Raw genomic sequence first — 15,953 nt, 5'->3', positions numbered from 1 at the left:
AGGGTGCGTTCGAACTAGGCGAGAGCACCGAAGCTGGAGAAGATCAGCTTGCCGCCAGCGGCAATGGTGGTGGTGTCCATCGCCCTGATGACCGATTGCAGCTGGACCGACTCGGCCGGGCGACGAGAGTCTCCAACGAGAGAGCCGCACCATCGGCAACGAGGCGCGGCGCCACTGCCGCATCATGCACCAGCTCATACACGGCTGATCCCCGCCTGCTCGGTGATCCCCGCCTGTCCAGCGGGCAGGATCCCGCCTAGACACCTGTCCGAAGAAGCTCTAGTCCCCTCTCCTGGGCTCGGGTATCGGAATGCCGCGGCACCACCACCCGAGAACGCCCCACAACACCCCGACACCGACACAACTCCCGCTGAGCCACCGACAGCGGACCCTGCACAACCTGTGCCTTCGACGGTGAATAGTGTTGTTGTAGTTGGTATTTACACTTGCATCGGGTCTCGATCTAGATATGATCCCGGTGGCCGGAATTGCGCGCGTGGGAAGTGGAGGAGAGCACCAGCATGACTATCGAGTTTGAACCCGACTGCGATTGCGAGGCGTGCGCGGCAATCGGGCGACCAGCGACGGAGGCAGAGGTCTCCGAGTTCGCTACGGAGGTCGAGGTTTGGCTTGCGCGCAATCAGCGCCTGATTGACGAGCAGATCGAGGGCGGAGCTCGGTTCATCATCAGTGCCGCCAATATGGTTCACACCCTGGACTGCAAGTCCGTGCGCGAGCATCTTGATCTGCGCAGTGGGTGGCCCTTCGGCTATGACCTGTCGATCGAGAAGCTCTACAGGGAGATTCGAGTAGCCGGGTGGCCACGTTTACCGCGGCTCGAAACAGCAGAGCACGTCAACGAGGTTCGCCGGTACAAGCGCTGTCGGGTGTGTTCGCCTGACGTGGCGGACAAGGCACCGCGAGTGCCGACGACACGGGCCGGTGCGGTCAACCGCTCGCACATCGGGCGAAGGATCGGTGGCCGTGCTGTGGAGTGGGTGAGGCTCGAGAGCACACAAGTAGTAGTCGGTCTCGACGATGGGTCCACCGTCCCCTACGGCGTTGACGACCGCATTCGGTTCGACAAGAAGGACCCGTCAACTCAGGCAGACGCAGTGTCCTGAGCGCGTCGGGTGGGAGCACGGCCGACGTACTTCCTACCGTTTTACTAGGGATCGGCGGCGCGTGGTGTGATCAGCAGGCAAGCCCGCGTAGCGCGGCAAGCGCGTCGTCCCGCCGGTCCGCGACCCGGCTTCTCCAGTCAACCCCGACCCCGGCGGAGGGGTCGGGGGCGGCAACGACACTGATCTGGCCGTGACCCGAGGCGGTGCGGCCACCGAGCCACCCCCGTCGACCGAGCTCTGCGAGAACGTCCGCCGCGAAGGCGCGGTCGAGTTCACTACCGCGGTCGAGCTGGACCCAGGATTCGAATCGTGTTCCCGGTGCGACTGCCTCGACTTCGAACGACGCAATGTCTGACCCGTTGTCCATCTCTGCCCCGACGCCGGCGCCCACTGTTCCGCTGGGGCGATGGCCGCCACCCCGGGCCTGCCTGACTCGAATCCCCGGTAGTCGTAGACCCTGACGGCTGCCCCACCTCGATGCCGTCGGTATGCGTGCTCATGCTGCGTGTCCCGCGCATGAATCTGAAAGCAGCTCAGGACACTATTCAGGAAGCTGGCATCTTTCCCTCCGCCACAGCCAGTATGCGAGAGGCGACTGGTGCAGGCAGGTGTCCGACCGCAACACACCGGGGCGGGACACGTCCGTCCCGAGTAGCGCGACGATTTGCGATTCCTCCCAATCAGGCGCGCTCACGGGGGAGAATCAGGTGGGCAATGCGCCTCAACCGACCTGAGGAGGAACCGTGAACGTCGCCTTGTGGGTCGTCGCCGTGGTGCTGGCCGTCGTGTATCTGGGGGCCGGCCTGATGAAGGTGGCGGTGCCGTACGACAAACTCATCGAGAACCCGAGAACGGCTTGGGCCCGGGATCTGTCCGCCAGATCGGTCCGCGCGATCGGGACAGCGGAACTGCTGGGCGCGATCGGTCTCATCCTTCCGCAGGCCACTGGTATCGCGGAGGTACTGACGCCGCTGGCGGCGACCGGACTGGCGATCGTCCAGGTTGGGGCGATGGTCTTCCACGTCCGGCGCAAGGAATTCCAGATGCTGCCGGTGAACGTCGTTTTGCTGGCGCTGGCCGTATTCGTTGCGATTGGCCGATTCGCGAGCTGGGGTTGAGTCGACCGTTCGGGATTGTGGGTCTAGAGCGTCTGGACGCAGGAGGAACGATGAAGGTCGATTTCACACCGGATCCGGAGCTGTACCCGTTCACTTCACGCTGGTTCGACAGCCCGCACGGACGGGTGCACTACATCGACGAAGGCACCGGCCCGCCGATCCTGTTCTTCCACGGCAACCCGACGTGGAGCTTCCTGTATCGCGACATCATCACCAGACTGCGGGACCGTTTCCGGTGCGTCGCGGTTGACTATCTCGGGTTCGGATTGTCCGATCATCCTGAGGCTTTCGGGTACTCCATCGAAGAGCAGGCATTCGTCGTCGGCACGCTCGTCGACCACCTCGACCTGGACGGGTACGTGTCATTCGGTCAGGATTGGGGTGGTCCGATCAGCATGGCGGTCGACACCGCGCGCGCCGATCGCGTGCGGGGCGTCGTCTTGGGCAACACATGGTTCTGGCCCGCGGACAGCCCGAGGATGAAGCTCTTCAGCAGGGTGATGTCGAGTGGTCCCATGCAGCGCGCCATTCTGAACAACAACTTCTTCGTCGAACGCATCATCCCGCTGGGAACGTCGCGCTCGCTGAAGCCCGAGGAGATGGCCCACTATCGCGGAGTTCAACCCTCGCGGGATGCGCGACGAGGCGTAGCGGAGATGCCCAAGCAGATCCTGGCAGCCCGTCCGCTGCTCGAGCGCCTTTCCCGTGACGTGCCGATCAAGCTCGGAGCGAAGCCGGCGCTGATCGTATGGGGTATGAAGGATTCCGCCTTCCAGCCCAACCGCATGATTCCCCGCATGCAGGCCACGTTTCCCGATCACGTCCTGTTGGAGTTGCCCGACGCGAGCCACTTCTTCCAAGAAGATGCGCCCGCCCGGGTTGCCGAGGCGATCGTCCTACGCTTCGGCTGAGACGCGGTCGTGGTGGCCAGCCGTTCAGTGCAGCCGGTTCTGCGCTGCCTCGAGCCCGAGTTGCAGCAACAGTTCGACCGCGTCGGCGGCCTGCTCGCACACCAAGTCGAGTTCCTTGCGCTCGACGCTGGAGAACGGCTTGAGGACGAAGTCGGCGGGGTCCTGGCGACCTGGGGGACGTCCGATGCCGATGCGGGTGCGTAGATAGTCCTTGGTGCCGAGAGCGTTCGAGATCGAGCGCAACCCGTTGTGGCCGCCCTCACCGCCGCCCTTCTTGAGTCGGATCGTGCCGAAATCGAGGTCGAGTTCGTCGTGGATGACGACGATGTTCCCCGGCTCCACGGAGAAGAACTGGGCCAGCCCCGATACTCCCTTGCCGGAGAGATTCATGTAGGAGCGTGGCTTCGCGAGGATCACCTGGCGGCCGAGCAGTCGGGTCTGGACGATCTCGGTGCCGCTGCGCTTGTGGGCGCTGAACTTTCCGCCCAGGCGTCCGGCGAGCACGCCCGCCACCATGAACCCGACATTGTGGCGGGTCTTCTCGTACTGCGGTCCCGGGTTCCCGAGGCCGACGACGATTGCCGTCCCCGACTCTTCACTCACTGCTCGAGCATCCTTTCCATACGACAGCGGCGCGCCGAGCCCGACTGGGTCGACGCGCCGCTGGACGGTCAGCGTGCGGCTGATCAGGCCTCGGCGGGCGTCTCCTCGATGACCTCTTCCTCGGTCTCCTCTTCGGTGCCGAGAGCTGCGGCCGACGGGGAGGCGACGACGTTGACGACCAGCACTTCTGCGTCGTCGGCGAGGGTTGCGCCCTCGGGCAGCGTAATGGCGCCGGCCAGGACCTGGGTGCCGACTTCGGCGCCCTCGACGGAGACCTCGACCGATTCGGGGATGTGCAGGGCCTCGACCTCGAGCTTGATCGCGGTGACCTCTTCGGTGACCAGGGCGCCCGGAGCTGCGTTGCCGGTGACGACGACGGGGACCTCCACGGCGACCTTCTCGCCCTTCTGGACGATCAGCAGGTCGGCGTGCTCGATGTGGCGACGGATCGGGTGGACGACGACCGACTTGGTCAGCGCCAGCTGCTGCTTGCCGTCGATATCGAGGTTGATGACGGCGTTGGTGCCGTGGGCACGCAGGATGCCGGCGAGCTCACGGGCCGGGAGGTTCAGGTGCTGCGGATCGGTGCCGTGGCCGTACAGTACGGCGGGAACCTGGCCATCGCGACGAGCACGGCGGGCGGCGCCCTTGCCGAATTCGGTACGTACGGCGGCTACGAGACGATCTTCGTCAGACATGTGAAACGGCTCCTACAACTCACGTGAGATATGCGTTGACACTCGTTCGTCGCGATGAGGGGCGAACGGACACGAACGGCCGGAGCAACTGCTCTATCGGAGCCGTGGCCGCGTCGATCACGGTGACTGCGCGGTGCCGCGCGAATCGCCCTCGCCGAGACAACTCGAAGTACATTACCGGACGCCCGAGGCGATAGCAAAAGGGCCCATAGACGGGTGAGCGGGGGTGACGGAACGATCAGGCGAGTCGCGCGACGGCGTCCAGGAAGGTCTCGATATCACCCTCGGACACGAAGTAGTGCGGGGATGCGCGGACGACGGCGTCGAGTCCGCGAGCATTCATGTCCAGCAAAGTCGAGGATCGCGGGCTCACCGTAACCGTTATCTGTTTGTCCACCAGCTGTTCTCGAACACTCATCGCATCGATATCATCGACGGTGAACGTGACGATGCCGCTGCGGTCGGTTCCGAGGTCCCGAACGGTGACACCTTTCAGGCCGCTGAGCCCCGCCCGCATCGCGTCGGCTCTCTCGGCGATAGCGTGTGCGGCGTAGTCGATTCCGATGTCGAGGAGATAGTCGGCGGCGACGCCGAGTCCGAGTCGCGCGGCCACGTCGTACTCCCACAGTTCGAAGCGGGTCGCGTCAGGCGCCGGCCGGTAGGTGTCGGGTCCGGTCCAGTCGGCGCTCCGCATATCGAGTGCAACCGGGTCCAGCGATTCGACGAGTTCTCCTCGCACATAAAGGAATCCGGTGCCACGGGGTCCCCGCAGCCACTTTCTGCCGGTCGTCGACAGCGCATCGACGCCGAGGGCCGCCACGTCGATGGGAAGCTGGCCCACCGACTGGCAGGCATCCAACAGGACCAGCGCGCCGTGACGGTGCGCGATGTCCACCACCTCCCGAATCGGGTTGATCAACCCGCCGTTGGTCGGAACATGGACCAGCGAGACGAGGCGGACGCGGTCGTCGAGCATCCGTTCGAGAGAATCCAGGTCGATGCGACCGGATGCGTCGCTCGGTACGACTTCCACGGTCGCACCGGCAGCGCGGGCGCGGTGTAGCGCGGTGATCGCGTTGCTGGCGTATTCCACTCGAGAGATCAGGATCCGGTCGCCGGGCACGAAGCGGATCGCGGCGACGAACTCGTTCCACGCCCGGGTGGCGCTGTCGACGAGGGCGATCTCGGTGGGCTCGGCCCCGATGAGGTGCGCGAGTGATCGACGCACGGCCGCGAGGTCGTCGGAGCGCTCCGCAGCCGCGAGGTATCCGCCTACCTCAGCTTCGCGCCGGAGATGTCCGATCACGGTGGTGAGCACGGGCTCCGGCGGCAGGGATGATCCTGCGCTGTCGAGGAACACCCGGTCGAGACATCCCGGTGTATCGCGTCGGAGCTGTTCGAGGTCGAGCATCGGCAATTCCTCTCCAGCGGTAGCCACGACGGAAAGCGGGCTCTACCCTCGAGGAGGACGTCCGGCCGCTCTCGAGGGGAGGATGGCATGGTTGTAGCAGTCGAGTCCACCACTCTTACCTCACGCCCGGCGGCGGAGGCATACCTCGGTGGGGTGTGCTTCAAACTCGGTCCACCGAAGCTGATAGGTGCCGAACTCGAATGGCTCACCGCACACGACAGCCCAGCCTTCACCCGTCCAGAACTTGCGTCGATCGCCGCAGCTCTCGGGCCTCACGCCCCGCGATCCCTCGTTCCTGATTCTCCCGCCCGCGCTCTTCCTGCGGGCAGCCTCGTCACCGTCGAACCCGGCGGTCAGATCGAGCTTTCCAGCGTTCCCCACGACAGTGCCGCCGCGCTCTGCGACGCCCTCGCCTCTGATGAACGGACGCTGTGCGCGCTTCTTGCGAAACACTCGATAACCACGCACGCTGGTGCCGCCGACACCCGTCGAGAAGCTCAGCGACTGCTGCAGTTGCCCCGCTATCGGGCGATGGAGGAGCGGTTCGAGAGCGTCGGGCCGTTCGGCAAGCTCATGATGTGCAATACCGCAGCCGTACAGGTGAGCGTCGACGCCGGAGCGGATCGGGCGGATGTTGCCCGCCGATGGAACCTGCTGCACACCATCGGCCCCGCCCTGATCGCGGCCTTCGCCTGCTCTCCACGGCTGTACGGGATTCCACCGGGGCGGTGGGCGTCGCAGCGGATGCGGACATGGCTCGAACTCGATCCACCCCGTACCGGCGGGCCGTCGGAGACTGGGGAGCTGTCGGCCGACCCGATCGGCGACTATGCCCGCTGGGTACTCGACGTGCCTTTGCTGTGTGTGATCCGCGACGGGCCGTCCTGGACGGCCCCACCAGACGCGACGTTCGCGGACTGGATCGACGGCGCCCTCGACGACGACCTCGGCCGTCGGCCGACCCGAGCGGATCTCGACTATCACCTCACGACCGTGTTCCCGCTCGTGCGTGCGGTCGGCCACCTCGAGGTGCGCTACTTCGACACGCAACCCGGGGACCTGTGGCGGCTGCCGGTGGCTGCGCTCGAGGCGCTTCTCGACGCGCCGGACGCGGCCGATGTCGCGGCACCGACCCGGGGACGGTGGGAGGATGCCGCGCGGGACGGGCTCGCCGACACCGAGCTGCGCGCCGGCGCGGTTGAGCTGCTCGAACTCGCGGCCGAGTACGCCGCGGACCCGGCGCTGGGAGCCGAACTCGGATCGGCCGCTGGGCGATGTCGTAGTGGTAAACAGGCAAGGGGGGCTAAGTCGTGACGGGGTTGCGCGAAACACTGGAATCGGCGCTGTTGCGGGCTCGGCGGCGCAGCGACGCGCTCACCGGGTGTGTCGACGAGGCCGATCTCGTGGCGCAGCACTCGCCGCTGATGAGTCCACTCGTCTGGGATCTCGCACACATCGGGAACCAGGAGGAACTGTGGCTGGTCCGTGACGTCGGCGGGCGTGACCCCGTGCGTCGCGATATCGACGAGTTGTACGACGCGTTCAAACACTCCCGCTCCTCTCGCCCTGCACTTCCGTTGCTGGGGCCCTCCGAGGCTCGGCGGTACGTTGGCGAGGTTCGGGAGAAGACGTGGGATGTGCTGGACGCGAGCAAGTTCCGTGGTCGTCGTCTGGAGTCGAACGGGTTCGCTTTCGCGATGATCGCCCAGCACGAGCAGCAGCACGACGAGACGATGCTTGCGACGCATCAGCTCCGAGCGGGGCCTCCGGTACTGACGGCGCCGCCGGTCCCCGTCGCGGTCGCCCCGGTGACCGAGCGTGAAGTGGTCATTCCCGCGGGCGAATTCGTGATGGGAACGACCGAGGATCCGTGGGCGCTCGACAACGAGCGCCCAGCGCACCGGGTATACGTCGGAGCTTTCGCGATCGACACCGTCCCCGTCAGCAACGCCGACTACATGCGCTTCATCGACGACGGCGGCTACCGACGTCAGGAGCTGTGGAGCGAGCGAGGCTGGCAGCATCGCGTCGAGCGCCGGCTCGAATCCCCGCAGTTCTGGACGACTGACGGCGGCGGGCACTGGTGGCGGCGACGTTTCGGGGTGCTCGAGCCCGTGCCGCCGGACGAGCCGGTGATGCACGTGTGCTGGTTCGAGGCGCAGGCGTACGCGCGGTGGGCCGACAAGCGGCTGCCTACCGAGGCGGAGTGGGAGAAGGCGGCGCGCTGGCATCCCGCGAGCGGCCGGTCCCGCCGGTTCCCGTGGGGCGACGATGAACCCGACCACACTCGGGCGAACCTCGGCCAGCGGCATCTCGGTCCCGCGCCGGTCGGGTCCTACCCGGAAGGAGCGTCGCCGTCGGGAGTGCGTCAGCTGATCGGGGACGTGTGGGAATGGACCTCGTCCCCCTTCGCCGGCTATCCCGGCTTCGAAGCGTTCCCCTACCGGGAGTATTCGGAGGTGTTCTTCGGTGGCGACTACCGCGTTCTGCGCGGCGGTTCGTTCGGCACCGATCAGGTGGCGTGCCGGGGCACGTTCCGGAACTGGGACCACCCGATCCGGCGACAGATCTTCGCCGGCTTCCGCTGCGCAAGGGATGTGTGATGTGTCGTCACCTGGGCTATATCGGACCGACTCGTTCGGTGCGGGAGGTCATCACGGCGGGGGAGTTCTCGCTGCTGCGGCAGTCGTGGGATCCGCGTGATATGCGAGGTGGCGGCACCATCAACGCCGATGGGTTCGGTGCCGCCTGGTGGGGGTCGACACTGTCGCGGTACCGCAGCGCGATGCCGATCTGGTCGGACCCTGCACTGCCCGAGATGCTGTCGAAGGTCCGGTCGCACGCGGTGCTCGCGGCAGTCCGTTCGGCGACCGTGGGAATGCCGGTCGAACGCAGCGCGTGTGCGCCGTTCGTCTCGAAGCACTGGGCGTTCAGCCTCAACGGCCGGATCGCGGGATGGCCCGACTCGATGGTCGAGCCGGCCGGACGGCTGCCGATGGTGGACCTGCTGGGTCTCGAGGCGCCCACCGATGCAGCGCTGCTGTGGATGCTCGTGCGGCAAGCACTGCGGGACAACAGCCCCGAGGTGGCGCTCATGCAGGTCTCGACCCTTGTGACGGAGGCAGCGCCCGGATCGAAGCTGAACATGCTCCTCGGTGACGGGCGGCAGTTGTGGGCCACGACATGGGAGCACGCGTTGTCGACTCTTGTCGACGACGATCGCGCGGTCATCAGTTCCGAGCCCTATGACCGCAACCACGAATGGAAAGAGATCCCGGACGGGCACCTCGTCACCGCGCGACCGGGCCACCTGATCTCGACCCCCCTGTGAGGGTCACCCGAGAAACGAGTTCTTCGGATGGGAGAGGAATGAGTGCACCGACCCTGGAGGTCCACATCGCACCCGAGCAACTGACCGCGGCCCTACGGGCCGATGCGGCGCGGGGGCTGACGTCGTCACCCAAATCGCTGCCGCCCAAGTGGTTCTACGACGCGCGCGGAAGTGAACTCTTCGAACGGATCATGCGGCTTCCGGAGTACTACCCGACTCGCACCGAGCGGGCACTGCTCGAGGCCCACGCCGGCGAGATCGCGAGAATCGCCTCGCCGCAGATCCTCGTCGAACTCGGCTCGGGGTCGTCCGAGAAAACAGCTCTGCTGCTCCGGGAACTGGGGGAACGGGGCGCGCTCGAACGGTACGTTCCACAGGACGTCTCCGAGAGTGCACTGCGGGATGCCGCCCGCCGCATCGCGGCGGAGTTCCCGGAGATCGGCGTGCACGGGGTAGTCGGCGACTTCACCGAGTCACTGCACCATCTACCTGTCGGAGGCCGGCGGATGATTGCCTTGCTGGGCGGCACGCTCGGCAACCTGGTCCCGGACGAGCGGCGCGAGTTCCTCGCCGGCATCGCGGGCGTCCTCGAACCCGGCGATTACCTGCTGCTCGGCGTCGCGCTCGTGACCGACCCTGCGGTGCTGGTCCCGGCCTACGACGACGCGGCCGGCGTCACCGCCCAGTTCAACCTCAACGTGCTATCGGTGCTGAACAAACAACTGGGCGCCGACTTCGACCTGGAAAGGTTCCGGCACGTCGCACTCTGGGATCCGGTCCAGGAATGGATCGAGATGCGGCTCGAGGCGACAACCGAGATGACCGTGCAGGTAACGGATCTCGGGCTCGAGGTGCCGTTCGGCCAGGGGGAGCAGCTTCGCACGGAGATCTCCGCGAAGTTCCGAGAAGACGGCATCCGCGCCGAGCTCGCGGCGGCGGGATTCGTCGACGCCCAGACCTGGACCGACGCGGACGAGCGGTTCGCGCTCGTGTGCGCTCGCCGAGGCTGATTCGCTCGCCGAGGCTGGTCAGAGGATCAGCTGCATGAAGGTCATGTCCATCCAGCGGCCGAACTTCTGACCGACCTCCGGCATCTGCGCGACGGTCCGGAAGCCGAAACGCTCGTGCAGCGCGATCGAGGTGGTGTTCGACGACTCGATACTCGCGACGATGACGTGTAGGCCACCGGCGCGGGCCCGCTCGATCAACGCGGTCATCAGGGCCGTCGCGACGCCCCGGCGGTGGTAGTCGACGTGCACGTACACCGAGTTCTCGACGGTGTAGCGGTAACCGCTCTTGGGGCGCCACACCCCGTACGTTGCGTACCCCGCGACGCGGCCGTCGATATCGGCGACCAGGATCGGGAACCCGTTTGCGTGGCGGTCGTGGAACCACTGCCGCCGTTCGTCGATATCGGTGGGGGTTTCGTCCCAGATCGCCGTCGAGTTGGCGACCGCCTCGTTGTGGATCTCGAGGATCTCGGGCAGATCGCTGATCAGGGCGTCACGGATGAACATCTCAACTCGCGTCCTGCGTGCCTGCGCTCCGACGCGCCTTCTCCAACGCGGCGAGGGTGCGGAGGATCGAGGCCTTCTGGCGGCCCAGGTCGTCGAGGCGGGCGCGCGCGGCCAGACCCTGCGCGGCCTCGGCGAGCTGGATCTGCGCGTCGACCTTGGCGAGCTGGTCGAGGAGGCCGGTCACGCGCTCCTCGAGGGCTGCGAGGTCCGGTAGGTTCGCGGATGCGATGGCGGCGGTCGGCGCGGGAGCAGGTGTAGTCGGCTTCGTGCGGGGACGCGCCGACGGCGCCTTGCTGGCGGGGGCTTTGCTGGCCGGGGCTTTGCTGACCGGAGCCGACTCGGTCTCGATTGCGGACACGATGCGAGCGGCTTTGGGGCGCAGCGACTTGCGGACAATCGCCGGGTCCGGGGGCTCGGCGAGGCGGATCTGGTTGAGGGCTGCGCGCGCGTCACGGGCCGCGACGCGCCACTCGCGCTCCTCCTCGTCGTCGGACTGCAACGTGCCACCGATCGGGCGCAGACCGTACATGCCCATGAATTTGCGTGCCTCGTCGATGACGGTCTCGTGCTCGCGGCACGTGCCACAGCGCGGCTCGTTGCGGAACGAGTCGATCGATTCGTCGCTTCCGCACCACACACAAGACCCGGGAGTCCATCGGCGAACTGATTGGGTGTTCGAGATTTCAGAGCTTGCGTCCCGGGGCTGAGCGTCGATCACGACGAGCCACAATAGGGCACAGGTTCATGCCAGGCCACATCGAGGTCCGAATTTCCTCTTCGGGCGTGATCAAATTCATGTCAGCTACTGGCCAGTAGCGGCAAAGTCTTGTGCCGCATGAGTTCTGCGCTCGGCGCGGTTCTCACCCGCGAGCGGAGAAGACGTCGGTCAGCCAGTCGATGAGGGGGCTCATATCGCGCCAGGCGAGCCGCACGTGGTCGGCCGCGTCAGCTGTGGCGAGCCAGTCGGGGCAACCCAGATTCGATCCCGCGGTCAACGAACGATGCCGAAGCAGATCGATGCGCGGATGGTCCGGTGCCACACCTCGCGGGCGCGTGGCGAGGCGGTCGCCACCGATGTCGTAGTCCGAGGATTCGAGCTTGCGGACGATCCGCTGCAGAGCGCGACCGCGGCGCTCGTCGTCGACGGCCTCCCGGTATTGCGCGAGCTGCTCCGGGGTGTGTGCGTAGTAGCCGCCGGCCACGAACATGCCGGAGGCGTCGACCTGGACGTAGAACCCGACACCCGGGCACGTCTCGACAAATCCTCCCTGATGGGTCTTATAGGGCGACTTGTCCTTTGAGAACCGTACGTCGCGATAGGGACGAAAGACCTTGCCGGAACCGAACTCCGGTTCGAGTTCGGCAAGCAACTCGACCATCGGTGCGCGCACGTCGGAGTCGTAGGTCGACTTGTGGGAGGTCCAGAAGGCCTTGCTGTTATCGGCCTCGAGATCCTCGTAGAAGTCCAGGGCGGTGGTCGGGAACCCGGAGAACACGTTGCAAACACTACGCCCGTACCCGGCCCGCCATTCGGCGAACGGGGCACGGGCGCAGTAACGATCTAGGCGATGCCGTTGAAGAGGGACGTCACCGAGCCGTTCTCGAAGACTTCCTGGATGGTGCGGGCCAGTAGCGGCGCGATGGACAGCACCGTCAGCGTCGGGAACCGCTTCTCCTCGGGGATCGGCAGCGTGTTGGTCGTGATGACCTCCTTGGCGCCGCAGTTCGCGAGGCGCTCGGAGGCCGGGTGGGAGAACACGCCGTGCGTGGTGGCGATGACGACGTCACCGGCGCCCGCGCTCTTGAGGATGTCGACGGCGCCCGCGATGGTGCCACCGGTGTCGATCATGTCGTCGATGAGCACGCAGGTGCGACCGCTGACGTCACCGACGACGCGGTTCGACTTGACTTGGTTCGGAACGAGCGGATCACGAGTCTTGTGCACGAACGCCAGCGGTGCACCGTCGAGGGCGTCTGCCCACTTCTCAGCGACCTTCACTCGGCCGGCGTCGGGAGAGACGACACAGATGTTCTCGGTGCCGTAGTTCTCGCGGACGTACTGCGCGAGCTGGCCCAAGGCGTGCATGTGGTCGACCGGGCCGTCGAAGAAGCCCTGGATCTGATCGGTGTGCAGGTCGACGGTGATGATGCGATCGGCGCCGGCGGTCTTGAGTAGGTCGGCGATGAGACGGGCCGAGATCGGCTCGCGACCGCGGTGCTTCTTGTCCTGGCGGGCGTACGGGTAGAACGGCAGGATCGCGGTGATGCGCTTGGCGGATCCACGCTTGAGTGCGTCGATCATGATCAGCTGCTCCATCACCCATTGGTTCAGGGGTGCCGGATGGCTCTGGAGCACGAATGCGTCCGAGCCTCGCACCGACTCCTCGAACCGGACGAAGATCTCGCCGTTGGCGAAGTCACGAGCCGATTGCGGCGTGACCTGGATGTCCAGTTCCTTGGCCACCTGTTCGGCCAGTTCGGGGTGTGCGCGGCCGGAGAAGAGCATCAAGTTCTTCTGCACGTCGCTGGATATCGCGCTCACTGGTCTTCGCCATCCTTTGGTTCTCGCCGGTCGGTTTCTTGCTGGAGTGCTCGCTGCGCTGCCTCGGCAGCAGGAGTGCCGGGCCTGTTGCGCTGGACCCAACCCTCGATGTTGCTCTGCTTGCCGCTCGAGACGGCGAGCGCCCCCGGTGGCACGTCGGTGCGCAGGACGGTACCTGCGCCCGTGTAGGCGCCGTCACCGACATGGACCGGGGCGACGAACATGGTGTCGGATCCGGTTCGCACATGCGAACCGACGACGGTGCGACTCTTGTTCACACCGTCATAGTTGACGAAAACGCTGGATGCTCCGATGTTGCTGTGCTCGCCTATGGTCGCGTCACCGACGTAGGTGAGATGCGGGACTTTCGAATGTGCACCGATGTCGGTGTTCTTGGTCTCGACGAAGGAACCGAGCTTGCCGGACGCGCCCAAGACGGTGCCCGGCCGCAGGTAGGCGTACGGCCCGACGGTCGCCGCGGGACCGATGACCGCGCCGTCGCCGTGAGTGCGAACCACCGAAGCGCCCTCGCCGACGGTGACATCGGTGAGCGTGGTGTCGGGACCGATCACGGCGTCCTCGCCGATGCGCGTGGCGCCGAGCAACTGCACGCCCGGGCGGAGCGTGACGTCTCGGTCGATCCTGACGTCGACGTCGATCCACGTGCTCGACGGGTCGTCGACGGTGACGCCTGCGCGCATGTGCTGTTCGAGGATCCGACGGTTCAGCTCGCCCGCGAGCACCGACAGCTGGACGCGGTCGTTCGCGCCCGCGACCTGGAGGGCGTCGGCGATGTGCTGCGCCCGAACGGTTTTCCCGGCCTGCCGGGCGATCGCGATGACGTCGGTGAGGTACAGCTCGCCCTGCGCGTTGTCGGCGCTCAGGGACGACAACGCAGCGCGGAGCGTGGCGGCGTCGAAGGCGTAGACCCCGGAGTTGACTTCGGTGATTGCGAGCTGCGATTCGGTGGCGTCGGCCTGCTCGACGATCGCGGCCACCTCGCCATCGGTGGTACGCAGGATCCGTCCGTATCCCGTGGGGTCGGACGCAGTGGTGGTGAGAACGGTCACCGTGGCAGCCGGAGCTGCGGTGTGGGTTTCGATCAGGGCGCGCAGGGTATCCGCGTCGAGCAGCGGAACGTCGGCCGAGGTCACCAGTACCGTGCCGTCGAAATCGTCGGGCAGTGAGCTCAACCCGCAGCCGACGGCGTGGCCCGTGCCGTTTTGTTCTTCCTGGACGGCGGAGGAGATCGCGTACCCGAGGTCCTTTGCGACCTCGTCGACCGCTGCGCCGACGGCATCCCGGTCGTGACCGATGACCGTCACGAGTTCGGAGGGCTCGATCGCGACTGCGGCATGCAGCGAGTGTGCGAGCATCGTTCGGCCGGCCAGAGTGTGCAAAACCTTGGGGATCTTAGACCGCATTCGCGTCCCTGCACCGGCAGCGAGGACGATGACGGCGGTCTGCGGTGGCATGAAGCTCCCTCGAGGTCGATTTGGGGTTGGCTGCTCGGGTGGCCGGACTCGTCGCGCGCGTTCTTGGGAAAGATTATCGCGAGGTGATCCCACCACGACAATATGCCCGAGACCAGCGGTGCTGATTCGCAAGTTAACGGGGAGTTAACGGGTTCGGACCAGTGGGTCTGGTATGCGTGGCGGGAATCACAGCCGTTCGATCGGGGAGCTCCGCCGCCAGGACTCGAACCTGAACTATCTGAACCAAAATCAGAGGTGCTGCCATTACACTACGGCGGAACGCTGCGCCGACGAGCTGGCGCTCGGGGGACGCGGGAACGATACTCGCATGCTGGCGCCCCGTGCGTCGAACTGCTCGGGAAAATGAAGCTGCGGAGTGTCGGAAGGGACGGTCACCTCGAGTGTCGCGACCAAGGGAGTCCACCAATCCCGAACGATCTCCTCGCATCCGGATGACCGGGACGCAACGGCGTGAACAACTGATCGAGATCGGACGGGCCCTGTTCGCCGAACGCGGTTACGAGGCTACCTCGATCGAGGAGATCGCGGCACGTGCTCAGGTCTCCAAGCCGGTGGTCTACGAGCACTTCGGCGGCAAGGAGGGGCTCTACGCGGTCGTCGTCGACCGAGAGATGTCGAAGCTGCTCGAGATGGTCACGTCGTCGCTGACGCAGAACCGGTCACGGATCAGGATCGAACGAGTGGCGCTGGCCCTGTTGACCTACGTGGATGAGCGCACCGACGGTTTCCGGATCCTGGTGCGCGATTCGCCGGTCACTGCCGATGAGGGCACGTACTCGAGTCTGCTCAACGAGGCAGTCCGGCAGGTGGGGCACATCCTCGCTGGTGACTTCGAGCGCCGCGGTTTCGATCCCGAACTTGCGCCGCTGTATGCGCAGGCGCTCGTCGGGATGGTCGCCACCACGGCGACGTGGTGGCTCGACGAGCGAGCCCCGTCGAAGGAGGTCGTGGCCGCCCACCTCGTGAACCTGTGCTGGAACGGTCTGACGAACCTCGAGGCGGATCCGCAACTCGGCGGATAGGACGTTCGGTGACCGTGCGGTCGGCCCCGGTACGCGGTCGGCCCCGGTACGCGGTCGGCCCCGGACGTCGACGGCGAGGGCGAGGCATCCGTCCCGATCGACCCGAAACTGTCTGTTCAGTGGGGCTTTGGGCCGACGTCCCCGAACCGAGGTGGGAATAGAATCGACTAGGCTGGCGCG

Annotated in this window: 17 protein-coding genes and 1 tRNA gene; 8 read left to right on the top strand and 10 right to left on the bottom strand. The window is 66.1% G+C overall.

Features of this window, described 5'->3' with window-relative positions:
• Nucleotides 1-521: 521 nt before the first annotated feature.
• Nucleotides 522-1,124 (top strand): hypothetical protein, encoded by a 603-nt coding sequence (locus tag EGT50_RS09175; protein WP_127953285.1) that lies wholly within the window; start codon nucleotides 522-524, stop codon nucleotides 1,122-1,124.
• A 70-nt stretch (nucleotides 1,125-1,194) separates the two neighbouring features.
• On the opposite strand, the gene EGT50_RS09170 is transcribed toward EGT50_RS09175, so the two are convergent.
• The gene (locus EGT50_RS09170; RefSeq protein ID WP_268960675.1) at nucleotides 1,195-1,563 is read right to left on the bottom strand and encodes an RAMP superfamily CRISPR-associated protein; all 369 of its coding nucleotides are present in this window, start codon (nucleotides 1,561-1,563) and stop codon (nucleotides 1,195-1,197) included.
• A gap of 304 nt (nucleotides 1,564-1,867) precedes the next feature.
• Here EGT50_RS09170 and EGT50_RS09160 point away from each other — a divergent pair, with 304 nt between their 5' ends.
• Nucleotides 1,868-2,242 carry a DoxX family protein gene (locus tag EGT50_RS09160; RefSeq protein ID WP_127953275.1) on the top strand — a complete coding sequence of 125 codons (375 nt, stop codon included), beginning with the start codon at nucleotides 1,868-1,870 and terminating at the stop codon, nucleotides 2,240-2,242.
• 50 nt (nucleotides 2,243-2,292) lie between these two features.
• A complete protein-coding gene (locus EGT50_RS09155) occupies nucleotides 2,293-3,153 on the top strand; it encodes a haloalkane dehalogenase (RefSeq protein ID WP_127953272.1) in 861 nt (286 codons plus the stop codon).
• 24 nt (nucleotides 3,154-3,177) lie between these two features.
• On the opposite strand, the gene pth is transcribed toward EGT50_RS09155, so the two are convergent.
• From pth to EGT50_RS09140, 3 genes are all read right to left on the bottom strand, one after another.
• A complete protein-coding gene (gene pth, locus EGT50_RS09150) occupies nucleotides 3,178-3,756 on the bottom strand; it encodes an aminoacyl-tRNA hydrolase (RefSeq protein WP_127953269.1) in 579 nt (192 codons plus the stop codon).
• A gap of 83 nt (nucleotides 3,757-3,839) precedes the next feature.
• Nucleotides 3,840-4,454, bottom strand: coding sequence for a 50S ribosomal protein L25/general stress protein Ctc (locus tag EGT50_RS09145; protein ID WP_127953266.1), 615 nt, complete (start codon nucleotides 4,452-4,454; stop codon nucleotides 3,840-3,842).
• A 238-nt stretch (nucleotides 4,455-4,692) separates the two neighbouring features.
• Nucleotides 4,693-5,865: an aminotransferase class V-fold PLP-dependent enzyme gene (locus EGT50_RS09140; protein ID WP_127953929.1), complete on the bottom strand. Its 1,173-nt coding sequence runs from the start codon at nucleotides 5,863-5,865 to the stop codon at nucleotides 4,693-4,695.
• Nucleotides 5,866-5,952: 87 nt separating this feature from the next.
• Between EGT50_RS09140 and egtA the strand changes: the two genes are divergently transcribed.
• The 4 genes from egtA to egtD are packed head-to-tail and all read left to right on the top strand — an operon-like array spanning nucleotide 5,953 to nucleotide 10,206.
• Nucleotides 5,953-7,179 carry an ergothioneine biosynthesis glutamate--cysteine ligase EgtA gene (gene egtA, locus EGT50_RS09135; protein WP_127953263.1) on the top strand — a complete coding sequence of 409 codons (1,227 nt, stop codon included), beginning with the start codon at nucleotides 5,953-5,955 and terminating at the stop codon, nucleotides 7,177-7,179.
• Nucleotides 7,176-8,468 (top strand): ergothioneine biosynthesis protein EgtB, encoded by a 1,293-nt coding sequence (gene egtB, locus EGT50_RS09130; RefSeq protein WP_127953260.1) that lies wholly within the window; start codon nucleotides 7,176-7,178, stop codon nucleotides 8,466-8,468. Before egtA ends, egtB begins: the two co-directional genes overlap by 4 nt.
• Complete coding sequence (gene egtC / locus EGT50_RS09125; RefSeq protein WP_127953257.1) at nucleotides 8,468-9,196, top strand: ergothioneine biosynthesis protein EgtC; 729 nt, start codon at nucleotides 8,468-8,470, stop codon at nucleotides 9,194-9,196. The genes egtB and egtC overlap by 1 nt, the downstream gene beginning before the upstream one ends.
• A 38-nt stretch (nucleotides 9,197-9,234) precedes the next feature.
• On the top strand, nucleotides 9,235-10,206 hold the full coding sequence (egtD, locus tag EGT50_RS09120) for an L-histidine N(alpha)-methyltransferase (protein WP_127953254.1): 972 nt from the start codon (nucleotides 9,235-9,237) through the stop codon (nucleotides 10,204-10,206).
• Between the two features lie 18 nt (nucleotides 10,207-10,224).
• On the opposite strand, the gene EGT50_RS09115 is transcribed toward egtD, so the two are convergent.
• The 6 genes from EGT50_RS09115 to EGT50_RS09090 all read right to left on the bottom strand — a co-directional run bounded on the left by EGT50_RS09115 (nucleotide 10,225) and on the right by EGT50_RS09090 (nucleotide 15,009).
• Entirely contained in the window at nucleotides 10,225-10,713 is a 489-nt protein-coding gene (locus EGT50_RS09115; RefSeq protein ID WP_127953250.1) for a GNAT family N-acetyltransferase, read from the bottom strand.
• Nucleotide 10,714: 1 nt separating this feature from the next.
• The gene (locus EGT50_RS09110; RefSeq protein ID WP_164873371.1) at nucleotides 10,715-11,431 is read right to left on the bottom strand and encodes a hypothetical protein; all 717 of its coding nucleotides are present in this window, start codon (nucleotides 11,429-11,431) and stop codon (nucleotides 10,715-10,717) included.
• Between the two features lie 142 nt (nucleotides 11,432-11,573).
• Nucleotides 11,574-12,209 (bottom strand): DUF2461 domain-containing protein, encoded by a 636-nt coding sequence (locus tag EGT50_RS09105; RefSeq protein ID WP_127953244.1) that lies wholly within the window; start codon nucleotides 12,207-12,209, stop codon nucleotides 11,574-11,576.
• Nucleotides 12,210-12,274: 65 nt separating this feature from the next.
• Nucleotides 12,275-13,255, bottom strand: a complete 981-nt coding sequence (locus tag EGT50_RS09100; RefSeq protein ID WP_127953241.1) for a ribose-phosphate diphosphokinase — start codon at nucleotides 13,253-13,255, stop codon at nucleotides 12,275-12,277.
• Complete coding sequence (glmU, locus tag EGT50_RS09095) at nucleotides 13,252-14,730, bottom strand: bifunctional UDP-N-acetylglucosamine diphosphorylase/glucosamine-1-phosphate N-acetyltransferase GlmU (protein ID WP_127953237.1); 1,479 nt, start codon at nucleotides 14,728-14,730, stop codon at nucleotides 13,252-13,254. Before glmU ends, EGT50_RS09100 begins: the two co-directional genes overlap by 4 nt.
• 208 nt (nucleotides 14,731-14,938) lie before the next feature.
• Nucleotides 14,939-15,009 (bottom strand) — tRNA-Gln (locus tag EGT50_RS09090).
• A 173-nt stretch (nucleotides 15,010-15,182) separates the two neighbouring features.
• Between EGT50_RS09090 and EGT50_RS09085 the strand changes: the two genes are divergently transcribed.
• A complete protein-coding gene (locus EGT50_RS09085) occupies nucleotides 15,183-15,773 on the top strand; it encodes a TetR/AcrR family transcriptional regulator (RefSeq protein ID WP_127945281.1) in 591 nt (196 codons plus the stop codon).
• Nucleotides 15,774-15,953 lie beyond the last annotated feature (180 nt).

The organism is Rhodococcus xishaensis (genome assembly GCF_004011825.1).
Classification (GTDB): domain Bacteria; phylum Actinomycetota; class Actinomycetes; order Mycobacteriales; family Mycobacteriaceae; genus Prescottella; species Prescottella xishaensis.
The sequence above is the reverse complement of the archived record's forward strand: the minus strand, read 5'-3'. Positions and strand labels throughout refer to the sequence as shown.

Excerpts from the sequence above, each read along its gene's own strand:
- EGT50_RS09175 (WP_127953285.1), top strand. The coding sequence starts at position 522 with ATGACTATCGAGTTTGAACCCGACTGCGATTGCGAGGCGTGCGCGGCA.
- EGT50_RS09155 (WP_127953272.1), top strand. The coding sequence starts at position 2,293 with ATGAAGGTCGATTTCACACCGGATCCGGAGCTGTACCCGTTCACTTCA.
- EGT50_RS09145 (WP_127953266.1), bottom strand. The coding sequence starts at position 4,454 with ATGTCTGACGAAGATCGTCTCGTAGCCGCCGTACGTACCGAATTCGGC.
- EGT50_RS09140 (WP_127953929.1), bottom strand. The coding sequence starts at position 5,865 with ATGCTCGACCTCGAACAGCTCCGACGCGATACACCGGGATGTCTCGAC.
- egtA (WP_127953263.1), top strand. The coding sequence starts at position 5,953 with ATGGTTGTAGCAGTCGAGTCCACCACTCTTACCTCACGCCCGGCGGCG.
- egtC (WP_127953257.1), top strand. The coding sequence starts at position 8,468 with ATGTGTCGTCACCTGGGCTATATCGGACCGACTCGTTCGGTGCGGGAG.
- egtD (WP_127953254.1), top strand. The coding sequence starts at position 9,235 with ATGAGTGCACCGACCCTGGAGGTCCACATCGCACCCGAGCAACTGACC.
- EGT50_RS09115 (WP_127953250.1), bottom strand. The coding sequence starts at position 10,713 with ATGTTCATCCGTGACGCCCTGATCAGCGATCTGCCCGAGATCCTCGAG.
- glmU (WP_127953237.1), bottom strand. The coding sequence starts at position 14,730 with ATGCCACCGCAGACCGCCGTCATCGTCCTCGCTGCCGGTGCAGGGACG.
- EGT50_RS09085 (WP_127945281.1), top strand. The coding sequence starts at position 15,183 with ATGACCGGGACGCAACGGCGTGAACAACTGATCGAGATCGGACGGGCC.